This is a genomic window from Streptococcus sp. 5905 (genome assembly GCF_013276505.1).
GTDB lineage: Bacteria > Bacillota > Bacilli > Lactobacillales > Streptococcaceae > Streptococcus.
The window spans coordinates 106,941-127,898 of sequence record NZ_VMLC01000002.1; the positions used below are offsets into that span (position 1 = coordinate 106,941).

The following is a 20,958-nucleotide window of genomic DNA, read 5'->3' on the forward strand; positions in this document are numbered from 1 at the left end:
AGCCAATGCATATTGAAAACCTCAGCCACTGGAGTGGCAATCTTAATCGTGAAATGTACCTCAACCGTTATGGACATGCTGGAATTCCTGTTGTGGTTTTTGCTTCTTCTGGTGGTAGTCACAATGAATACTATGATTTTGGCATGATTGATGCCTGTGCTTCCTTTATCGAGGAAGGGCGTGTCCAGTTCTTCACTCTATCCAGTGTGGACAGTGAGAGCTGGTTGGCCACTTGGAAAAACGGTCACGACCAAGCAGAGATGCATCGTGCCTACGAACGTTATGTAATTGAGGAGGCCATTCCTTTTATCAAGCATAAGACAGGTTGGTTTGATGGCATGATGACGACAGGTTGCTCAATGGGCGCCTACCATGCACTTAATTTCTTCCTCCAGCATCCAGATGTCTTTACCAAGGTGATTGCTCTCAGTGGTGTTTATGACGCACGTTTCTTTGTCGGCGATTACTACAATGATGATGCTATTTACCAAAATTCGCCAGTAGATTATATCTGGAATCAAAACGACGGCTGGTTTATCGATCGTTACCGTCAGGCAGAAATCGTCGTCTGTACGGGTCTTGGTGCCTGGGAACAAGACGGTCTACCATCTTTCTACAAGCTCAAAGAAGCCTTTGACCAGAAACAAATTCCAGCCTGGTTTGCTGAATGGGGACACGATGTCGCCCACGACTGGGAATGGTGGCGCAAACAAATGCCCTATTTTCTTGGACACCTGTATCTATAAAAGGAGTTGCCTATGAATTACCTTGTTATTTCTCCCTACTATCCGCAAAACTTTCAACAGTTTACAATCGAGTTAGCTAATAAAGGCATCACAGTCTTGGGAATTGGTCAGGAGCCTTACGAACAACTAGATGAACCTTTGCGCAATAGCTTGACCGAGTATTTCCGTGTAGACAATCTTGAGAATATAGACGAAGTCAAACGTGCAGTAGCTTTTCTTTTCTACAAGCATGGTCCAATCGACCGCATCGAGTCCCACAATGAATATTGGCTTGAGTTAGACGCAGCCCTTCGTGAGCAATTTAATGTCTTTGGTGCCAAACCAGATGATCTCAAAAAGACGAAATATAAGTCTGAGATGAAGAAACTATTCAAAAAAGCAGGTGTCCCTGTGGTACCTGGAGCTGTTATCCAGACGGAAGCAGATGTGGATAAAGCAGTGAAAGAAATCGGTCTACCAATGATTGCCAAACCTGATAATGGAGTGGGAGCGGCAGCAACCTTTAAGCTTGAGACAGAAGACGATATCCATCACTTCAAGGAAGAATGGGACCATTCAACCGTTTATTTCTTTGAGAAATTTGTTACTTCTAGCGAAATCTGTACCTTTGACGGACTAGTGGACAAGGACGGCAAGATTGTTTTTTCAACGACTTTTGACTACGCCCATACACCACTGGATCTCATGCTTTACAAGATGGACAATTCCTACTATGTGCTCAAGGATATGGATCCAAAACTGCGCAAGTATGGTGAGGCCATTGTCAAAGAATTTGGCATGAGAGAACGCTTTTTCCATATCGAGTTTTTCCGTGACGGGGACGACTACATTGCCATTGAGTACAATAACCGTCCTGCAGGTGGCTTTACCATTGATGTTTATAACTTTGCTCACTCCTTGGATCTCTATCGTGGTTATGCAGCTATTGTCGCAGGAGAAGAGTTCCCAGTATCAGAGTTTGAACCTCAATACTGTTTAGCTACATCACGTCGTGCCAATGCCAACTATGTTTATTCAGAAGTGGACTTGCTTGCCAAATACAGCCAGCAATTCAAGGTCAAGAAAATCATGCCAGCAGCCTTTGCAGAGCTACAAGGTGACTACCTTTATATGCTGACAACTCCGAGTCTCCAAGAGATGGAGCAGATGATTGCAGACTTTGGTCAGCGTCAAGAGTAACAAAAAGGATGAAGGGAGTTAGACTTCTTTTGTCCTTTTCTTAAAGATAAGTTAAATAAAGCGTTTTCCAGAGATTCTTTTAGAAAATCGGTTGCGAAAAGGCCTAAAAATTGATAGAATAAGGATTGTCTAAAAAAAATTAAGGAGAATCTATCAAATGGATTTTACATGGGCTATTAAATATGCCACTGAATTTTTGGGAACTGCTATTTTGATCATTCTTGGTAATGGTGCAGTTGCTAACGTTGAACTTAAAGGTACGAAAGGTCACCAAAGTGGCTGGCTCGTTATCGCGGTTGGTTATGGTATGGGGGTTATGATCCCAGCCTTGATGTTCGGTAATGTTTCTGGTAACCACATCAACCCAGCTTTCACTCTTGGACTTGCTGTTAGCGGACTTTTCTCTTGGGATCAAGTACCGTTTTACATCCTTGCGCAAGTTTTGGGGGCAATTTTTGGTCAAGCTTTGGTTGTAGCGACTCACCGTCCATACTACTTGAAAACAGAAAACCCAAACAATATCTTGGGTACCTTCTCAACTATTTCAAGCATCGACCACGGTACAAAAGAATCACGTTTTGCAGCTACTGTTAACGGTTTCCTCAATGAGTTTGTAGGTTCATTTGTTCTTTTCTTTGCAGCGCTTGGTTTGACTAAAAACTTCTTCGGTGCTGAGGTTCTTCAATACATGAAACAAATGGCTACTCAAGCTGGTCAAACTGTTGATTTAAGTGAATTGGCAGTAAAAGCTCAAGTAGCACCACACACAGCTGCTGGACTTTCAGTTGCTCACTTGGCACTTGGTTTCCTAGTGATGGCCTTGGTAACTTCACTTGGTGGACCTACTGGACCTGGTTTGAACCCGGCTCGTGACTTCGGACCACGTCTTCTTCACGAACTCCTTCCAAAATCAGTTCTTGGTCAACACAAGGGTGATTCAAAATGGTGGTATGCATGGGTTCCAGTTGTAGCACCAATCGCAGCTGGTATTGCAGCAGTAGCAGTCTTTAAACTACTTTACCTATAATAAAATGAAACTGGGGAACCCCAGTTTTTTTATCGGAAATTTTTGTAAAAAATTCTAGAATTTAAGTGGAATAGCTTGTAAAAAATCCTAAAATCCTTTAAAATAAAAGAGTTGGAGGAAGCTATGAATGCAAATCAAATGATACAAATTATTCCGACTTTGAAGGTCAATAACCGAAAATTAAACGAAAAATTTTACATTGAAACTCTTGGGATGAAGCCCTTATTAGAAGAATCTGCTTTCCTTTCACTTGGTGACCAATCAGGTGTTGAGAAGTTGATTCTCGAAGAGGCTCCCAGTATGCGAACTCGGAGAGTTGAAGGGCTTAAGAAACTAGCTAGACTCTTGGTAAAAGTTAAGAATCCTTCTGAAATTGAGGATCTTCTTTCACAGATGGAGTCTCTTCCTCGCCTATTTAAAGGAAGCCGTGGTTATGCTTTTGAGATTGTTTCTCCTGAACAGGATGTGATTCTTGTTCATGCGGAAAATGATATAAGAGATTTGGTTCCACTGGAAACTGTTCCTGAATTTTCTTCAAATAAAAGTATAAAATACTTGAGTCAATTTGAGATTTCTATGGAGTTGCGTCTGCCTGAGGGAATGGAAAGTTTACTTGATTCCGAAGTAGTAGCTAAGGCAATTAGCTTTACCAAAGGGGAAGGTCCAGATTTGACTGTTGAAAACAATGTTACCTGGGACTTGTCTATGCTGAAATTTTTAGTAAAGAATTTTGATTTAACCAGTCTTCGTCATAAATTTGAAAAGACAGGCTATTTTGTTCCCAAGTCTGAAAAGTTCTTTCTTGGTAAAGATACCAATAACATCGAATTGTGGTTTGAAGAAGCATGAAGTGGGAAAAAATTCTAAGAAAAATAGAAGAACAAATCGAGGCAGGGGTCTATCCCGGGGCCTCTTTTGCGTATTTTAAGGATGGTGAATGGAGAGAGTCTTATCTGGGCTTGAGTGATCCAGAACGGGGCTTGAAAACAGAGTCAGGGCTAGTCTATGACCTAGCCAGTGTGAGTAAGGTTGTGGGAGTAGGGACAGTCTTCACCTTCTTGTGGCAACAAGGTAAATTAAATATTGACCGACCAGTGACAGATTTTCTGCCTGAGTGTGATTACCCAGATATCACTATCCGTAAACTTCTGACCCATGCTACAGACTTAGATCCCTTCATTCCCAATCGGGATCTCTTGACAGCTCCTGAATTAAAAGAAGCCATGTTTCACCTCAACAGACGAAATCAGTCTGCTTTTCTATACTCGGATGTTCACTTTTTACTCTTGGGCTTTCTTTTGGAAAAAATCTTTGAACAAGACTTGGATCAGATTATAGAAGAACAAGTTTTGAACCCATGGGGAATGACGGAAACCAAGTTTGGCCCCGTAGAGCATGCTGTACCAACAGTGAGAGGAGTGGAAGCCGGAAATATTCACGATCCTAAAGCTCGTCTTTTGGGCAAACATGCTGGAAGTGCTGGTTTGTTTTCGACTGTTAAGGATTTGCAGATCTTTCTGGAACATTACTTAAAAGATGATTTTGCTGAAAACTTGAGCCGAAATTACTCTCCCTTAGATGATAAAGAGCGTTCGCTAGCTTGGAATCTGGAGGGAACCTGGCTCGACCATACGGGCTATACAGGTACCTTCATCATGTGGAATCGAAAGAAACAGGAAGCCGCTATCTTTTTATCCAATCGAACGTATGAGAAGGATGAGCGTGCCCAGTGGATAATCGATCGAAACCAAGTCATGGATATGATTCGTAGGGAATAGTAGGGAGAAAGCATGTCAAAAGACGTAAAAGGAACGCTATTTACAGTAGTTGCAGGCATTGCTTGGGGCTTGTCTGGAACCAGTGGCCAATACCTGATGGCACACGGAATTTCCACTCTAGTCTTGACCAATCTGCGGCTCATTATTGCAGGATTGGCACTGGTTTTCTTATCCTATGTAACTGCAAGGGATAAACTCCTAGCTTTTTTAAAAGACAGAAAAAGCTTACTCTCTCTACTGCTATTTGCCTTGTTTGGACTTTTCTTAAACCAGTTTGCCTATCTTTCTGCCATTCAGGAAACAAATGCTGGAACGGCTACGGTTCTCCAGTATGTATGCCCTGTTGGAATCTTGATTTATACTTGTATCAAGGACAAGGTGGCACCGACTCTGGCTGAGATTCTTTCGATTGTTTTAGCAATCGGAGGGACTTTTCTTATCGCGACGCACGGGAAACTCGACCAGTTGTCTGTCACCCCTGTTGGTCTTTTCTGGGGCCTCTTTTCTGCCTTGACCTATGCCCTCTATATCATCCTTCCTATCGCTTTGATTAAGAAGTGGGGAAGTATTTTGGTGATTGGTGTGGGCATGGTTATTTCTGGTGTTATGGCTATTCCCTTCACAGGAGTTTTGCAAGCCAGCATACCGACCAGCTTGGATTTTCTTTTTGCATTTGCTGGCATTATCATCATCGGAACAGTCTTCGCCTACACCGCTTTTCTAAAGGGAGCTAGTTTGATAGGCCCTGTTAAGTCTAGTTTGCTGGCTTCGATTGAGCCCATCTCAGCTGTTTTCTTTGCCTTTCTGATTATGAAGGAGCAATTCTATGCGATTGATTTTGTCGGTATGGCTATGATTTTACTTGCGGTAGCCATCATTTCTTTGAAAGATTTGTTGATAGAAAATAAACGGAAGGTTGAATGAGAAACTAGTTACTCGTAAAAAGTGGTTGGTTTGAATATCCTATCGAAATTTTGATTACGGCTAAGGAATGGGAGTGGAATTTTATAAAATTTTAAGTTTCTTTTCTTACAATAAACCAATCTTTAACTGCTAGAAGGAGGAGATATGAAAATTTTACAAAGCATTCACCCAACTAAGCCCCTGCGCTACTTGAGATGGTTTGACATTCTGATTATTACAGTTTTAATGTTTGGCCAGTTTATCATTCGGTCAACGGAGCTCTTTTTAGCAAGTATGTTTCCGACAGGTCTTTCAACTACAATGGATACGGTAAGTAATACTGTCGGCGAGGGAGTAGGCTATTTGAGCAACTTCACCCTGCAAGTGATACTTCTTACCTTAGCCTTGCTTTACCTTTTGATTCGGAATTATGATTTCAAACAACTTCCCATTCGTTGGACCTGGTCCCTTCTCTTTTGGGTTCCTTTTATATTTGCCATTGTGGGTTTGTTTGGAGACTTGGTGACGACACTAACTGGTGAATACAATTACTTAAATCCGGCTCTTTTTGCCCACATAGATCCCATGGAAGTTATACGGAAATTCCTAGCGCTTAGTCCGATGGCAATTGCCTACGCCTTGCTAAATGGCTTCTATGAAGAGTTTTTCTTTCTAGGGTTGTTGACCTCAGTGAAAGAAAAGCACAAGTGGCGGGTTTTGTTTTATTCTACCCTCATTCGGATTTCTTTTCACACTTATCAAGGATTGGTGTGGGCACTGGTTATTGGTGTAGTTTATGGTTTATTCTATTATTTTCTATACAAGTATAAGGTTAAAAATCTTTTGCCATTTTTCCTTATGCATGCTCTGGTAGATATGTTTGGTTCTAGCCTCCTGTATCTCTTGATTGCGTGGGGAAGGTAAGAATCAGAAAAATCCACTCAACTGAGTGGATTTTGTGTATATAGATGACTAGTCTTTGTTTTCGTATGGTAAGATCAAGTTTAAGATGATACCTGTCATAGCTGATAGGGCAGTACCTGAAAGGGTAACTGGTCCTACTTTGAGGATGGCTCCACCAAGCCCAAGAACCAACATAGCACTAGCAATGATGAGGTTACGCATTTGACTGAAATCAACGCGCTCCTTGATCAAGACTTTCAAACCGTTGCTGGCGATAACTCCGTAGAGAAGGATAGACATCCCACCAAGTACAGCACTAGGGATTGTTGAGATCAAGGCAGTGAATTTACCAAGGAAACTAAGAGCGATGGCAATAAAGGCAGCGTTACGGATAACGGAGACAGAAGCGATACGAGTCATACCGATAACTCCTGTATTTTCGCCGTAAGTCGTATTGGCTGGTCCACCGAGGAAAGCAGATACAGATGTTGCAATACCATCACCAAGAAGAGTACGGTGAAGACCTGGCTCTTTCAGGAACTGACGTCCACAGATTTGGCTTAGGACGGTATGGTCACCGATGTGTTCTGAAATGGTTACGATAGCGATTGGCAAGATGGCGATTGTTTCAGGACCGAAGTAGAGGTTATACTCTTTGAAGGCTCCTCCTGTACTAAATGGTAAGTAGAAACCAGGGATTTCAAACCAGTTAGCTTCTAGGACTGGTGTAAAGTCAACCAAGCCAAGTGTTACTGCGAAGATGTAACCACCGATGATGGCAAAGAGGAAAGGAATAATGCGTAGGAAGCCTTTTCCTTTTGTATTGATAAAGGCAGCAATCAAGAAAGTTACGACAGCTACAAGTGCATTTTTCCAATTTCCATCTGCTACAAGTCCAGCGTTCGTAACAGCTGAATTTGCCAGTCCAAGACCAATAACAATAATCATAGGTCCGATAATGATTGGTGGTAAGAGTTTATCGATCCATTTTGTACCTGCAAAACGAACACTTGCAGCCACAAGGACATAAACCAAACCAGTCAGGATAACCCCTGTTTGAGCGGCCGATACATCGCCACCCATCTCTTTCATAGCTAGAGACATGGCCGTGATAAAGGCGAAGGATGATCCGAGATAGACTGGAACTTTAAAACCAGTCGAAATCATGTAGATGAGTGTCCCAACACCTGATGCAAAGAGGGCAACAGATACAGGCATTCCCAAAATTAAGGGAACGAGAATGGTTGCACCAAACATGGCAAAAACGTGCTGGAAGCTGAGGAGAATGCCTTTACCAGCTGAAGGACGTTGGTCAACGTCTAGTAACAAATCAATAGTTGATTCTTGTTTCATATAAACCTCACTTTTGGGCATCAAAAAAGAGCCCATTATTTTACAGCAACAGGCTCTCAGAGTAAGACTTCTTTAAAAAAGATTATTCCATTCTTAAAGAACTTCATATATTTCTGCGTCTTCGTCACCTCACGGGATGACATTAAAAACCTTTGCTTAGGATAGTATAGCAGAAAAAAATGATTTTGTAAATCATTTTTTCCCGAGCCTAAAAATGTAAGAGCGAGGAATGATTTTGTAAATCATTTTTACTCAACTTTAAACAAGGGCGCGCTATTGATAGGATTAAAGCGGGCGTTTGTTGGGCATGCCAGCCTTTCTTGGGTACTTGTTAGGCGTCTCCTTTTTCTTTTCGACGACAGTGATGTAGCGCGGATCTCCATTTGGCAGAGCATAGCTGAGGTTGTCCTCTACCTTGCTAAAGAGGAGGTTGAGAGCGTTCTTGGCTTCTAGCAATTCCTCGGGCGCATTGCTGGCCTTGAGTGCCAATAGTTTTCCACCGACTTTAAGATAGGGAATGGTCAGTTCAGACAAAACCTGCATGCGAGCAACCGCACGAGCTGTTACTATATCAAACTGGGCGCGGAAGTTCTTGTCTTGGGCAAAATCTTCTGCACGCCCATGGTAGAAGTGAACACCATCCAAATCCAGCTCTTGAGCTAAAAGTTGAAGGAAGTTGATGCGCTTATTGAGCGAATCGATGATGGTCACATCTAACTGAGGATAGAGAATTTTCATTGGGAGACTAGGAAATCCTGCCCCAGCCCCGATATCAAGAAGTTTGATAGTTTCATTTGAAATTAAACCTTGCAGAATGGGTGCAATCGAATCATAAAAATGTTTGAGATAAACTTCTTCTTTATCTGTAATAGCGGTCAGGTTAATCTTTTCATTCCACTCCACCAAGAGTTCAAAATAGCGTTCAAATTGTTTCTTTTGCTGGTCAGAAAGTGGAAGATTTTGCTCGACGAGCAAGCTGTAAAATGTTTCTGGTTTCATAGTAGTTTCCTTCTCTAGTATCATCTTATTTTACCATATTCATTAAAATTTTGATATACTGGTATTAATCTAAAAGCAGAAAGGAATAAGATTATGATTTGGATTATTCTTGGAGTTTTGGCTCTTATTGTTATTTTTGTGATTGTTAGCTATAACGGTTTGGTTAAAAATCGTATGCAAACCAAGGAGGCTTGGAGCCAGATCGATGTTCAGTTGAAGCGTCGTAATGATCTCCTCCCAAACTTGATTGAAACAGTCAAAGGCTATGCCAAATATGAAGGTTCTACCTTGGAAAAAGTGACAGAACTTCGTAGACAGGTAGCCGCAGCAACCTCGCCAGCTGAAGCTATGAAGGCCAGCGATGCCCTTACTCGCCAAATTTCTGGTATCTTTGCAGTAGCAGAGAATTACCCAGACTTGAAAGCTAGTGCTAACTTTATCAAATTGCAAGAAGAGTTGACCAATACAGAAAATAAAATTTCTTACTCCCGCCAACTCTACAACAGTGTTGTCAGCAACTACAATGTAAAACTAGAAAGCTTCCCAAGTAACATCATCGCGGGACTATTTGGCTTTAAAGCTGCAGCCTTCCTTCAAACACCTGAAGAGGAAAAGGCAGTTCCTAAAGTTGACTTTAGCGGTTTAGGTGACTAAGATGTTGTTTGATCAAATTGCAAGCAATAAGCGAAGAACATGGATTTTATTACTGGTTTTCTTCCTACTCTTGGCCTTGGTTGGCTATGCGGTTGGCTATCTCTTTATGCGTTCAGGTCTTGGCGGCATGATTATTGCCTTGATCATCGGCCTTATCTACGCTTTAACCATGATCTTTCAATCGACAGAGATTGTCATGTCTATGAATGGGGCGCGTGAGGTTGATGAGCAAACGGCACCAGACCTCTACCATGTAGTGGAAGATATGGCCATGGTCGCTCAGATTCCTATGCCGCGTGTTTTCATCATTGAAGATTCTTCTTTAAATGCTTTTGCAACAGGTTCCAACCCTCAGAATGCGGCAGTTGCGGCCACTTCGGGTCTCCTAGCAATTATGAATCGTGAGGAGCTAGAAGCTGTTATGGGTCATGAAGTCAGTCATATCCGAAACTATGATATCCGCATTTCGACTATTGCTGTCGCCCTTGCTAGTGCCATTACCCTTCTGTCTAGTATGGCAGGACGGATGATGTGGTGGGGTGGCGCAGGTCGCAGACGGAGTGATAATGATCGCGATGGAAATGGTTTGGAGATTATCATGCTTGTCATCTCTCTCTTAGCCATTGTTCTGGCGCCTCTCGCAGCAACCTTGGTGCAATTAGCCATTTCCCGTCAGCGAGAATTTTTAGCGGATGCATCCAGTGTGGAGTTGACTCGCAATCCTCAAGGGATGATCAATGCCTTGCGCAAGTTGGATAATAGCGAGCCCATGCATCACAACGTTGATGATGCCAGCAGCGCTCTTTACATCAATGATCCCAAGAAAGGTGGCGGACTTCAAAAACTCTTTTATACCCACCCACCTATCTCAGAACGAATCGAACGCTTGAAACAAATGTAAACAAAATCCAGAGAAGTTTCTCTGGATTTTTGCCATGTTCAAAAGTTATAAATCTTGTAAATCGACGACTTCCAAACCATTTTCTGTCAAACGATAGATACTCGTACAGACCTCCTTTAAGAAGCGTCTGTCATGCGAAACAGTGATCAGACCGCCGGGATAAGAGGCAAAGAGTTTTCTGATTTCGGGTTGAGAAGTAGGAGAAAAGTTTCGTGTGGGTTCATCGAGAAGGAGAAAGTTTGGTTTGCGTAGAACTAAATCCAAAAGAAGCAGTTTTCCCTGTTGACCACCAGATAAGGAACGAATCTGGTGTTGCATCTCTGAATAACTGAAATTGAGACTGGCTAAGTGGGATTGGATTTTCTGTAGTTCCTCTTTTTCTCCAGTTTGGCTGAGGTAGGCTACTGGAGATAAATCCAATTGCAGTTTTTTATGGTAATCTTGTGGCATAAAACCAAGGGAAATTTCTCTTTTGTCGCTTAGCAGTTGCTGTAACTTGTCTAACAGGGTCGATTTCCCAATACCATTAGGCCCGATGATACCGATTTTTTCTTGGCCACGGACAGTGAGTTGCAACTCCTGAGCTAAAATGCGCTCGCCAATGGACAACTTTTCCTTTTCTAGTTGGATTAAGACTTTAGAAGCCGCTAATGGTTGGATATCTGAGAAGAAGAGTTGGATTTGTTCCTCTTCAAGTGGCTTTTGTGTCATGGACTGAGCTGCCTTTTCGTAGCGTTTTTCTTGAGAGAGAACATTTTTCATCTTTTTAGCCAATAGGCGACCGGCAACATCATTTTTAGTGTTACGTAAGGCATTTTCTACATTTTGCTTGACGCGGCGATGCTTTTCCATGGTTTTGTCATAGGCTCGTTGGTCGTTAGCAGCTTGCTGGCTTTGTCTGGCAAAACTAGCCTTCCTCTGGTCACTATAGCTATCGTAGTCTAAATGCTCTACAAGCGTTTCCGCTTCTTTCCGATGCTTGACCAGTCGCAAGTGGACAATAGTATCTGCCGTTTGAGAGAGAAAGTCTTCATCATGGGAAATGAAAATAACAGTTTGCCTAATCTTTTGAATCTGACCTTTTAGCCAATCAACCGTCTCAAGGTCTAGGTCATTTGAAGGTTCATCTAAAAATAGAATTTCAAAAGGTTTTGCTAACTCGTGGATGAGCTGAATTTTTAAAGCTTCGCCCCCCGATAGACTGCCAATCTTTTGCTCACTAGCGAAGCGATCACTATTAAAATGCAACTCCTCAGCCAAACGATAGAGGATACTGTAGTCTAAATCAGTAGACTCTAAAAAGAAGTAATCGTGTAGAGTTCTATTTTTTAGCTCCTCAGGTAACTTTTGAGGAATGTAGGCCAGTGACTGAAGGTCAGACTGGATGTCTCCCTTGATAGTGAAATCAGGTAATGCTTCCCCCATTAAAGCTCGTAGCAAGGTTGATTTGCCATTTCCTTCTTCACCAATAATAGCAACCTTTTCCCCGTCTTGGATAGTCATGGTTAGGTTAGAAACAAGCTCTCGTAGATCTTTGTTTTGTGTGATGGTCAGATGATTGATTTTTATCATATTGTTGCCCTTTCTAGAATGTCCATTGTGCATAACAAAAAGCTCTACTTTACCTAGTAGAGCTAGTATTTTATGTCAAAAAACTCTATTCTCCTCACTGAAAATCCCATCAAACTAGTTCAGTCTAACCCTATCCAACCCAAGAGGAGCATAGCTTTCTAGTTTTTTGATTTTCAAAGTGGATAAAGCACTAGATGATCTAGTACAAAAAGAGCATGCAAAAAGAGACAAAAACACGATCTACTAAATAAAGTTTCTTTATTTGATAGACTTAGTTGTTCATGTCTCCCTTACCTCCGAGTATTAGTACCTCTATCCTATACCTTTCAGGAAATTTTGTCAATAGAAAACAAGTAATTTCAAGATCTAAAATCCAAAAACAGGTCCATAGAGAGTCAGTACGTGTTTGACATGCTCGTAATGGAACTTATCATAGTTGCGCCAAGCGGTGCGTGCTTGGTCGTTTAGTTTTAGGCTCCCCAGTCCAATCAGAAGACTGGTACGTTGGTAAAATTTCTCAAGGTCGATTAAGATACTATTGTCAAGCTTTTCCGCTTTTTTAAGTTCCTTGAGAGTGCTGTTCAGCAGTTCTTGTAGACGGAAATCATCGGCTGTACTTTGTTTGCAGTTTTGGTAGCTTTTATTTAACTCGGATAGGAGTTGGTAAGCTTCGTTGATTAGTATTTTGTCTTCCATATGAGCATCCTCCTTGCTCTGATGTATTCTTGCCTATAGTATAGCACTAAACAGAAAATATGTCATAGTAAATATGTTAAAAACGAGATTTTAATATCAAGGTTTGGGAGGCTGACTTATAGCCTTTTCATGGTATAATCAAGTGAGTACATCTTTATGGAGGAAATATGAAGTTAAATATTCAAGAAATTCGTAAGCAGCCTGAAGGTCTACACTTTGAACAAGCTTTAGACCTGGCAGCAGACTTGCGTAAACGAAATCAAGAGATTTTAGATGTCAAAGATATCCTTGCTGTGGGGAAGGTGCAGTACGAAGATCGTCTGTATTTCTTAGACTATCAGTTGTCATATACCATTGTTCTTGCTTCCAGCCGCAGTATGGAACCAGTTGAGTTGTCTGAATCTTATCCAGTTACAGAGGTCTTCATGGAAGGAGCAACCAATCAACTAGACCAAGAAGTTTTAGATGATGACTTGGTCTTGCCTATCGAAAATGGGGAAATCGACCTTGCTGATAGCGTTTCAGATAATATCTTGCTCAATATCCCAATCAAGGTCTTGACGGCAGAAGAAGAAGCTGGTCAAGGTTTTGTGTCTGGAAATGACTGGCAAATCATGACTGAAGAAGAATACCAGGCCCAACAAGCAGTCAAGAAAGAAGAAAATAGTCCTTTTGCAGGTTTACAAGGACTATTTGACGGAGACGAATAATGGTCTTGTCAAAAAAACGAGCACGAAAAGTGCTAGAAGAAATCATAGCTCTCTTCCCAGATGCTAAACCCAGCCTTGATTTTACCAATCATTTTGAACTCTTGGTTGCAGTGATGCTGTCAGCCCAGACGACAGATGCAGCGGTCAATAAGGCCACACCAGGTCTCTTTGCAGCCTTTCCAACGCCACAAGCCATGTCTGTCGCGACTGAAAGTGAAATTGCCTCACACATTTCCCGTCTAGGACTTTATCGCAATAAAGCTAAATTTCTTAAAAAATGTGCGCAGCAGTTACTAGACGATTTTAATGGTCAAGTGCCTCAGACTCGAGAGGAATTAGAAAGCCTAGCAGGTGTTGGACGCAAAACAGCCAATGTAGTCATGAGTGTGGGCTTTGGAATTCCAGCCTTTGCAGTTGATACTCATGTTGAGCGTATCTGCAAGCATCATGATATTGTTAAAAAATCGGCCACGCCCCTCGAAGTAGAAAAACGTGTCATGGACATTCTGCCTCCAGAGAAATGGTTGGCAGCCCATCAGGCTATGATTTACTTTGGACGGGCTATCTGTCACCCAAAGAACCCAGAATGCGATCACTATCCACAATTATATGATTTTAGTTCGTTATAAGATGAAAATTTTATGTTTTTTTCTTGCATTGATCCTTTCTTTGTGATATAGTAATAACAATAAAATATTCCTTTAAACCTGTCCCGTGAGGCAGGCAAGGAGTCGGATCAATAGATAGCAGAAGTCTATACTCTTTACAGTAGAGCTGGCTTGGCTATACATTCTGAAGTCTCCTTGTTAAGGAGACTTTTCTTTTTGGAGGTTTGTCATGAGGACAAAAGAAGTTGTAGACGAATTGACCGTCAAACGAGCGATTACTCGGATTACCTACGAGATTATTGAGCGAAACAAAGATTTGAATAAAATCGTTTTGGCTGGTATTAAAACGCGAGGTGTCTTTATCGCTCGCCGTATCCAAGAACGTTTGGAACAGTTAGAATCTCTTTCAGTTCCAGTGGTAGAACTGGATACCAAGCCTTTCCGTGACGATGTCAAAAGTGGAGAAGATACCTCTGTAATCTCTGTTGATGTGACAGATCGGGAAGTCATCTTGGTCGACGATGTGCTCTATACAGGTCGTACTATTCGTGCAGCTATTGACAATATTGTTAGCCATGGTCGCCCTGCTCGTGTGAGTTTGGCAGTCTTGGTTGATCGTGGCCACAGAGAACTTCCAATCCGTCCGGACTATGTTGGAAAAAACATCCCAACCAGTCGTTCTGAAGAAATTATCGTAGAGATGACAGAACTAGATGGACAAGACAGAGTACTAATCACAGAACAAGCCTAAAACACTAAAAGGAGTAAAAAAATGTCAGAAAATCAACAAGCTTTACAACATGTCGTTTCTATGGAAGACCTTACTGTAGAACAAGTAATGAAATTGATTAAACGAGGAATCGAATTTAAAAACGGAGCGAGTGCTTCTTATGAGGAACAACATATCGTTTCCAACCTTTTCTTTGAAAGTTCAACTCGTACCCACAAATCCTTTGAGGTAGCAGAACTGAAACTTGGACTTGATCTTTTGGATTTCGATGTGAAGACCAGTTCAGTGAATAAGGGTGAAACACTCTATGACACGATCTTGACGCTGTCTGCGCTAGGAGTGGATGCCTGTGTCATTCGTCACCCAGAGGTGGACTACTACAGAGAATTGATTGCTAGCCCGACCATCACAACTTCGATTATCAATGGTGGGGACGGTTCAGGGCAACACCCTAGCCAAAGTTTGCTTGATTTGATGACAATTTATGAAGAATTTGGACATTTTGAAGGTCTTAAGGTGGCTATCGCTGGCGACCTAAACCACTCACGGGTAGCTAAGTCTAATATGCAAATCCTTAAACGCTTGGGAGCGGAGCTTTACTTTGCAGGTCCTGAGGAATGGAGAAGTGAGGAGTTTGAACATTACGGTCGCTTTGTATCAATTGATGAGGTGATTGATCAAGTAGATGTTATGATGTTTCTTCGTGTGCAGCATGAACGTCATGAAATTGTGACAGGATTTTCAAAAGAAGACTATCATATTCAGCATGGTTTGACACAAGAACGCTATGACCGCTTGAAAGAAAAAGCAATCCTCATGCACCCAGCTCCAGTCAATCGTGATGTGGAAATCGCTGATCACTTGGTAGAAGCACCGAAATCACGTATTGTTCAGCAAATGACCAACGGTGTCTTTGTCAGAATGGCAATTTTAGAATCTGTGTTGGCCTATAGAAAAGCAAAATAAGGCACAAAGCGTTAAAAGATGTCTGAGAGCATCAACGAGAGGTGAGTAGATGAAAAAACGACTTCTAGTATTAGAAGATGGGACAGTATTTGAAGGCCAGGCCTTCGGAGCAGATATCGATGTAACAGGGGAAATCGTCTTTAATACAGGGATGACCGGTTACCAAGAATCCATAACAGACCAGTCTTACAATGGACAAATCTTAACCTTTACCTATCCTTTGGTGGGAAATTATGGAATTAACCGTGACGACTACGAGTCAATCACTCCTACCTGTAAGGGGGTAGTAGTTTTTGAAGAAGCGCGTAGAGCCAGCAACTGGCGCAATCAAATGACCTTGGATGAATTTTTGAAAGCTAAGAAAATTCCAGGTATCTCAGGAATTGATACCCGTGCTCTGACAAAAATTATCCGTAAGCATGGTACCATGCGTGCAACCCTTACGCATGTTGGTGATACTATGGATCATATTGCAGACCAGCTCCAAGCAACAGTCTTGCCGACAGATAATATCAAGCAAGTATCTACAAAGACAGCTTATCCTGCTCCTGGAGTTGGATTGAGTGTCGTATTGGTCGACTTTGGTCTCAAACACTCCATCTTACGCGAACTTTCTAAACGTAATTGTAACGTGACCGTTGTTCCATACACAACAACAGCAGAAGAAATTCTCCATCTCCATCCTGACGGGGTCATGTTGTCAAACGGTCCAGGTAACCCAGAAGATGTTCCCCAGGCACTCGATATGATTCGTGGTGTGCAAGGGGAAATTCCTATCTTTGGTATCTGTATGGGTCACCAACTTTTTGCTATGGCAAATGGAGCCAAGACCTACAAGATGAAGTTTGGTCATCGTGGATTTAACCACGCGGTGCGTGAAATTGCAACAGGCCGAGTAGACTTTACTAGCCAGAACCATGGTTATGCGGTTAGCCGTGAGGATTTGCCAGAGCATTTGATTATTACCCACGAAGAAATCAATGACAAGTCAGTTGAAGGTGTGCGTCACAGATACCAACCAGGTTTCTCTGTGCAATTCCACCCAGATGCAGCTCCAGGACCGCACGATGCAAGCTATCTCTTTGATGAATTTATCGAAATGATGGAAGCTTTTAAAGGGAAGAAAAGGGGGAGCAAGTAATGAGTAATTTATTTGCTAAATTTCAAAATATTTTCGAAGGGAAATCTGAACAATTTAAAGGATACTCAAAATATAAAGGAAAAGTTGCTAATGAATTATTAAAAGATGAAGTAAGTAATGTTTTGAAGAAAAATTCTCTACCTTTAAAAGTTTCTGAGATTAATGCTTTTGTGATAGGTAGTAAATTTGAGTATGATTTGTTAATTTTAAAAGATGATGCTAACCCTGATAATTTTGCTTATAAATATGAAGATGTTAAAGCTATAATAGAATGTAAAGTTAATGGTTTATATGATCCTGAAAAAAATACTGACAGTATAGCAAAAGCTATTAATGAGGTTAGAAGATTAAACAAGGATGTCGCTTTTGGTTATGTTACATTCAGTGAGGTAGTACCAAAGAACAAGACTTCTGTTCATTATTGGGATTTGACGGAGAAGTTTTTAAATCAAAAAGTGACAGATTCTCATTTATTTGCTGTTACTTTAAGAACAGGTAACAAAGTCATTAATCCCACGACGCCCGAAGATTTTGAAAAGTTTATCCTTAAATTATGTAGCTGTTAAAATTTCTAACTAAGTTTATTTATAAAAGCTCGTCGGAGAATTTATTTAATGGCAACCCGAGAGTTGCCGAATAGAAAGGAGAAGGTACATTGTTCGCGGAAGTGAACACGCCCTAAGAACTGTGTGAAAAAGATAAACATCGTTTTGACGCTGAAGGCGTCTGCACCGAGTTTCCTATTTTCACTTTGTTCTTGACGGGCTTTGTATCATAAACTATGCCTAAACGTACTGATATTCAAAAAATTATGGTGATTGGTTCTGGTCCGATTATTATTGGTCAGGCTGCTGAGTTTGACTACGCTGGGACCCAGGCCTGCTTGTCTTTGAAAGAGGAAGGCTATGAGGTTGTTTTGGTTAACTCAAATCCTGCCACCATCATGACGGATAAGGAGATTGCGGACAAGGTTTATATTGAGCCAATCACACTTGAGTTTGTAACTCGTATTCTCCGTAAGGAACGTCCAGATGCCTTGCTGCCTACTCTCGGTGGTCAGACGGGTCTCAACATGGCCATGGAATTGTCTAAAAATGGTATTCTAGATGAGCTTGGTGTCGAACTTCTGGGAACTAAATTGTCTGCCATCGACCAAGCGGAGGACCGTGACCTCTTTAAACAATTGATGGAAGAGCTTGAGCAACCAATCCCAGAATCTGAAATTGTCAACACAGTGGAAGAAGCTGTTGCCTTTGCAGCGACAATTGGCTACCCAGTCATTGTCCGTCCAGCCTTCACCCTTGGTGGTACTGGTGGTGGTATGTGTGCCAACGAGGAAGAACTACGTGAAATCGCTGAAAATGGGTTGAAATTGTCACCTGTTACCCAATGTTTGATTGAGCGTTCCATTGCAGGTTTCAAGGAAATCGAATACGAAGTCATGCGCGACTCGGCTGATAATGCCCTCGTTGTTTGTAACATGGAAAACTTTGACCCAGTTGGGATTCACACAGGGGATTCCATCGTATTCGCCCCTGCGCAAACCATGTCAGACTATGAAAACCAAATGCTTCGTGATGCCAGCTTGAGCATCATTCGTGCCCTCAAGATTGAAGGGGGATGTAATGTTCAGCTAGCACTTGATCCGCATAGCTTCAAGTACTATGTTATCGAAGTAAATCCTCGTGTATCTCGTTCTTCAGCCCTTGCTTCTAAAGCAACAGGTTACCCAATCGCCAAATTGGCTGCCAAGATTGCCGTTGGTTTGACCTTGGATGAGGTCATCAACCCAGTTACAGGTTCAACCTATGCCATGTTTGAGCCAGCCCTTGACTACGTCGTTGCTAAGATTCCACGTTTCCCATTTGACAAGTTTGAAAAGGGTGAACGTCGTCTTGGTACCCAGATGAAGGCAACTGGAGAAGTTATGGCCATCGGTCGTAACATCGAGGAGTCACTTCTCAAGGCATGTCGCTCTCTTGAAATTGGGGTTCACCACAATGAAATGCCTGAACTTGCATCTGTTTCGGATGATGCCTTGATTGAAAAGGTTGTCAAGGCCCAAGATGATCGTCTCTTCTACGTATCAGAGGCCATTCGCCGTGGTTACACACCAGAAGAAATTGCTGAATTGACCAAGATTGATATCTTCTATCTGGATAAACTCTTGCATATCTTTGAAATTGAGCAAGAATTGGGTGCCCATCCACAAGATCTAGAAGTCTTGAAAACTGCTAAACTTAATGGTTTCTCAGACCGTAAGATTGCTGAACTCTGGGAAACGACAGCTGGCCAGGTTCGCCACCTTCGCTTGGAAAACAAGATTGTTCCTGTCTACAAGATGGTAGATACTTGTGCGGCAGAGTTCGACTCTGAAACACCATACTTCTATTCAACCTATGGCTGGGAAAATGAGTCTATCAAGTCTGATAAGGAATCTGTACTTGTCCTAGGTTCAGGTCCAATTCGTATCGGGCAAGGAGTTGAGTTTGACTACGCAACCGTTCACTCTGTTAAAGCTATCCAAGCAGCTGGTTACGAAGCCATCATCATGAACTCAAACCCAGAGACCGTTTCAACCGACTTCTCGGTATCAGACAAACTTTACTTTGAGCCATTGACATTCGAAGATGTCATGAATGTCATTGACTTGGAGCAACCAAAAGGTGTTATTGTTCAGTTCGGTGGTCAAACAGCCATCAACCTTGCTGAGCCCTTGGCAAAAGCAGGTGTGACTATTCTTGGTACACAAGTTGCTGACTTGGATCGCGCGGAGGACCGCGACCTCTTTGAGCAAGCCCTCAAAGATTTGGATATTCCACAGCCACCAGGACAAACGGCTACCAATGAAGAAGAAGCAGTGCTTGCAGCTCGCAAGATTGGTTTCCCAGTTCTCGTTCGCCCATCTTATGTCTTGGGTGGACGTGCCATGGAAATCGTTGAAAACGAAGAAGACCTCCGTTCTTACATGCGTACCGCTGTTAAGGCAAGTCCAGATCATCCAGTTCTTGTTGATTCTTACATCGTTGGGCAAGAGTGTGAAGTTGATGCCATCTCAGATGGAAAAAATGTCCTCATCCCTGGTATCATGGAGCATATCGAACGTGCCGGTGTCCACTCAGGTGACTCAATGGCTGTCTATCCTCCACAAACCTTGTCGCAAAAGGTGCAAGAAACAATCGCTGACTATACTAAACGCCTAGCAATCGGTCTTAACTGTCTTGGTATGATGAACATCCAGTTTGTCATCAAGGATGAAAAAGTCTATGTTATTGAGGTCAATCCACGTGCCAGCCGTACGGTTCCATTCCTTTCTAAGGTAACTAATATTCCTATGGCTCAGGTAGCGACTAGGCTCATTCTTGGGCAAAGTCTTGAAGAACTTGGCTACCAAGATGGACTTTACCCTGAAAGTACACGCGTTCATATCAAGGCACCAGTCTTCTCCTTCACCAAGTTAGCTAAGGTAGATAGCTTACTCGGTCCTGAAATGAAGTCAACAGGTGAAGTCATGGGATCTGATGCAACTCTAGAAAAAGCCCTCTATAAAGCCTTTGAAGCTTCTTACCTCCATTTGCCAACCTTTGGAAATGTAGTCTTTACCATAGCAGATGATGCCAAAGAAGAAGCCTTGGACTTGGCTCGCCGTTTCCAAAATATCGGTTATGGTATTCTCGCGACAGAAGGGACAGCATCTTTCTTTGCCAGTCATGGACTGCATGCTCAACCTGTTGGTAAGATTGGTGATGATGAGAAGGATATCCCAAGCTTTGTCCGCAAAGGGAAAATTCAAGCGATCATCAATACTGTCGGAACCAAACGAACTGCTGACGAAGATGGTGAGCAAATTCGCCGTTCAGCCATTGAACACGGTGTGCCACTCTTTACAGCCCTAGACACAGCAGATGCCATGCTCAAGGTATTAGAAAGTCGCAGTTTTGTCACAGAAGCGATCTAGTTGAGAAATATTTTTCACAGTTTTAAAGCCAGCGTCAAAAAACGCTGGCTTTTACAATACTGATATTGCCTATTTCAACTATCATTTGTTTTCTTAGGAATCATTCTAAAATGTGATATAATAAGGGTGAATTG

General features: G+C 42.1%; 20 protein-coding genes. 16 read left to right on the forward strand and 4 right to left on the reverse strand.

The window, feature by feature from the left end:
- The first annotated feature begins 5 nt into the window (after positions 1–5).
- The 7 genes from HT680_RS05260 to HT680_RS05290 all read left to right on the forward strand — a co-directional run bounded on the left by HT680_RS05260 (position 6) and on the right by HT680_RS05290 (position 6,557).
- The gene (locus HT680_RS05260) at positions 6–746 is read left to right on the forward strand and encodes an esterase family protein (protein WP_000546816.1); all 741 of its coding nucleotides are present in this window, start codon (positions 6–8) and stop codon (positions 744–746) included.
- 12 nt (positions 747–758) lie between these two features.
- Positions 759–1,925 carry an ATP-grasp domain-containing protein gene (locus HT680_RS05265; protein ID WP_173258804.1) on the forward strand — a complete coding sequence of 389 codons (1,167 nt, stop codon included), beginning with the start codon at positions 759–761 and terminating at the stop codon, positions 1,923–1,925.
- A 157-nt stretch (positions 1,926–2,082) separates the two neighbouring features.
- Positions 2,083–2,952 carry an aquaglyceroporin Gla gene (gene gla, locus HT680_RS05270; protein ID WP_084973918.1) on the forward strand — a complete coding sequence of 290 codons (870 nt, stop codon included), beginning with the start codon at positions 2,083–2,085 and terminating at the stop codon, positions 2,950–2,952.
- 123 nt (positions 2,953–3,075) lie between these two features.
- Positions 3,076–3,801, forward strand: coding sequence for a CppA N-terminal domain-containing protein (locus HT680_RS05275; protein WP_173258806.1), 726 nt, complete (start codon positions 3,076–3,078; stop codon positions 3,799–3,801).
- Positions 3,798–4,730 (forward strand): serine hydrolase domain-containing protein, encoded by a 933-nt coding sequence (locus HT680_RS05280; protein ID WP_173258808.1) that lies wholly within the window; start codon positions 3,798–3,800, stop codon positions 4,728–4,730. The genes HT680_RS05275 and HT680_RS05280 overlap by 4 nt, the downstream gene beginning before the upstream one ends.
- A gap of 12 nt (positions 4,731–4,742) precedes the next feature.
- Positions 4,743–5,654: a DMT family transporter gene (locus tag HT680_RS05285; RefSeq protein WP_173258810.1), complete on the forward strand. Its 912-nt coding sequence runs from the start codon at positions 4,743–4,745 to the stop codon at positions 5,652–5,654.
- 144 nt (positions 5,655–5,798) lie between these two features.
- Positions 5,799–6,557, forward strand: a complete 759-nt coding sequence (locus HT680_RS05290; protein ID WP_173258812.1) for a CPBP family intramembrane glutamic endopeptidase — start codon at positions 5,799–5,801, stop codon at positions 6,555–6,557.
- A gap of 48 nt (positions 6,558–6,605) precedes the next feature.
- Here the strand turns inward: HT680_RS05290 and HT680_RS05295 are convergent, their stop codons facing one another.
- Together HT680_RS05295 and rsmG are read right to left on the reverse strand one after the other, a co-directional pair.
- Positions 6,606–7,889: a solute carrier family 23 protein gene (locus HT680_RS05295; RefSeq protein ID WP_165941791.1), complete on the reverse strand. Its 1,284-nt coding sequence runs from the start codon at positions 7,887–7,889 to the stop codon at positions 6,606–6,608.
- Between the two features lie 285 nt (positions 7,890–8,174).
- Complete coding sequence (rsmG, locus tag HT680_RS05300) at positions 8,175–8,888, reverse strand: 16S rRNA (guanine(527)-N(7))-methyltransferase RsmG (RefSeq protein WP_173258815.1); 714 nt, start codon at positions 8,886–8,888, stop codon at positions 8,175–8,177.
- Positions 8,889–8,981: 93 nt separating this feature from the next.
- Here rsmG and HT680_RS05305 point away from each other — a divergent pair, with 93 nt between their 5' ends.
- Positions 8,982–9,542 (forward strand): LemA family protein, encoded by a 561-nt coding sequence (locus HT680_RS05305; RefSeq protein ID WP_173258817.1) that lies wholly within the window; start codon positions 8,982–8,984, stop codon positions 9,540–9,542.
- 1 nt (position 9,543) lies between these two features.
- Complete coding sequence (gene htpX / locus HT680_RS05310; RefSeq protein WP_173258819.1) at positions 9,544–10,443, forward strand: zinc metalloprotease HtpX; 900 nt, start codon at positions 9,544–9,546, stop codon at positions 10,441–10,443.
- Positions 10,444–10,488: 45 nt separating this feature from the next.
- On the opposite strand, the gene HT680_RS05315 is transcribed toward htpX, so the two are convergent.
- Entirely contained in the window at positions 10,489–12,048 is a 1,560-nt protein-coding gene (locus HT680_RS05315; RefSeq protein ID WP_169446687.1) for an ATP-binding cassette domain-containing protein, read from the reverse strand.
- 333 nt (positions 12,049–12,381) lie between these two features.
- Positions 12,382–12,711, reverse strand: coding sequence for a helicase BlpT (locus HT680_RS05320; RefSeq protein ID WP_093584792.1), 330 nt, complete (start codon positions 12,709–12,711; stop codon positions 12,382–12,384).
- Positions 12,712–12,878: 167 nt separating this feature from the next.
- Here HT680_RS05320 and HT680_RS05325 point away from each other — a divergent pair, with 167 nt between their 5' ends.
- The 7 genes from HT680_RS05325 to carB all read left to right on the forward strand — a co-directional run bounded on the left by HT680_RS05325 (position 12,879) and on the right by carB (position 20,824).
- Positions 12,879–13,421, forward strand: a complete 543-nt coding sequence (locus tag HT680_RS05325; protein WP_173258821.1) for a DUF177 domain-containing protein — start codon at positions 12,879–12,881, stop codon at positions 13,419–13,421.
- The gene (gene nth, locus HT680_RS05330) at positions 13,421–14,050 is read left to right on the forward strand and encodes an endonuclease III (protein WP_173258824.1); all 630 of its coding nucleotides are present in this window, start codon (positions 13,421–13,423) and stop codon (positions 14,048–14,050) included. Before HT680_RS05325 ends, nth begins: the two co-directional genes overlap by 1 nt.
- A 208-nt stretch (positions 14,051–14,258) precedes the next feature.
- Positions 14,259–14,780, forward strand: coding sequence for a bifunctional pyr operon transcriptional regulator/uracil phosphoribosyltransferase PyrR (gene pyrR, locus HT680_RS05335; RefSeq protein ID WP_001259298.1), 522 nt, complete (start codon positions 14,259–14,261; stop codon positions 14,778–14,780).
- Between the two features lie 21 nt (positions 14,781–14,801).
- Positions 14,802–15,725, forward strand: a complete 924-nt coding sequence (locus HT680_RS05340) for an aspartate carbamoyltransferase catalytic subunit (protein ID WP_001293858.1) — start codon at positions 14,802–14,804, stop codon at positions 15,723–15,725.
- Positions 15,726–15,774: 49 nt separating this feature from the next.
- A complete protein-coding gene (locus HT680_RS05345; protein ID WP_173258826.1) occupies positions 15,775–16,866 on the forward strand; it encodes a carbamoyl phosphate synthase small subunit in 1,092 nt (363 codons plus the stop codon).
- Positions 16,866–17,432 carry a hypothetical protein gene (locus tag HT680_RS05350; protein ID WP_173258828.1) on the forward strand — a complete coding sequence of 189 codons (567 nt, stop codon included), beginning with the start codon at positions 16,866–16,868 and terminating at the stop codon, positions 17,430–17,432. Before HT680_RS05345 ends, HT680_RS05350 begins: the two co-directional genes overlap by 1 nt.
- A 215-nt stretch (positions 17,433–17,647) precedes the next feature.
- The gene (carB, locus tag HT680_RS05355) at positions 17,648–20,824 is read left to right on the forward strand and encodes a carbamoyl-phosphate synthase large subunit (protein ID WP_173258831.1); all 3,177 of its coding nucleotides are present in this window, start codon (positions 17,648–17,650) and stop codon (positions 20,822–20,824) included.
- Positions 20,825–20,958: the final 134 nt, after the last annotated feature.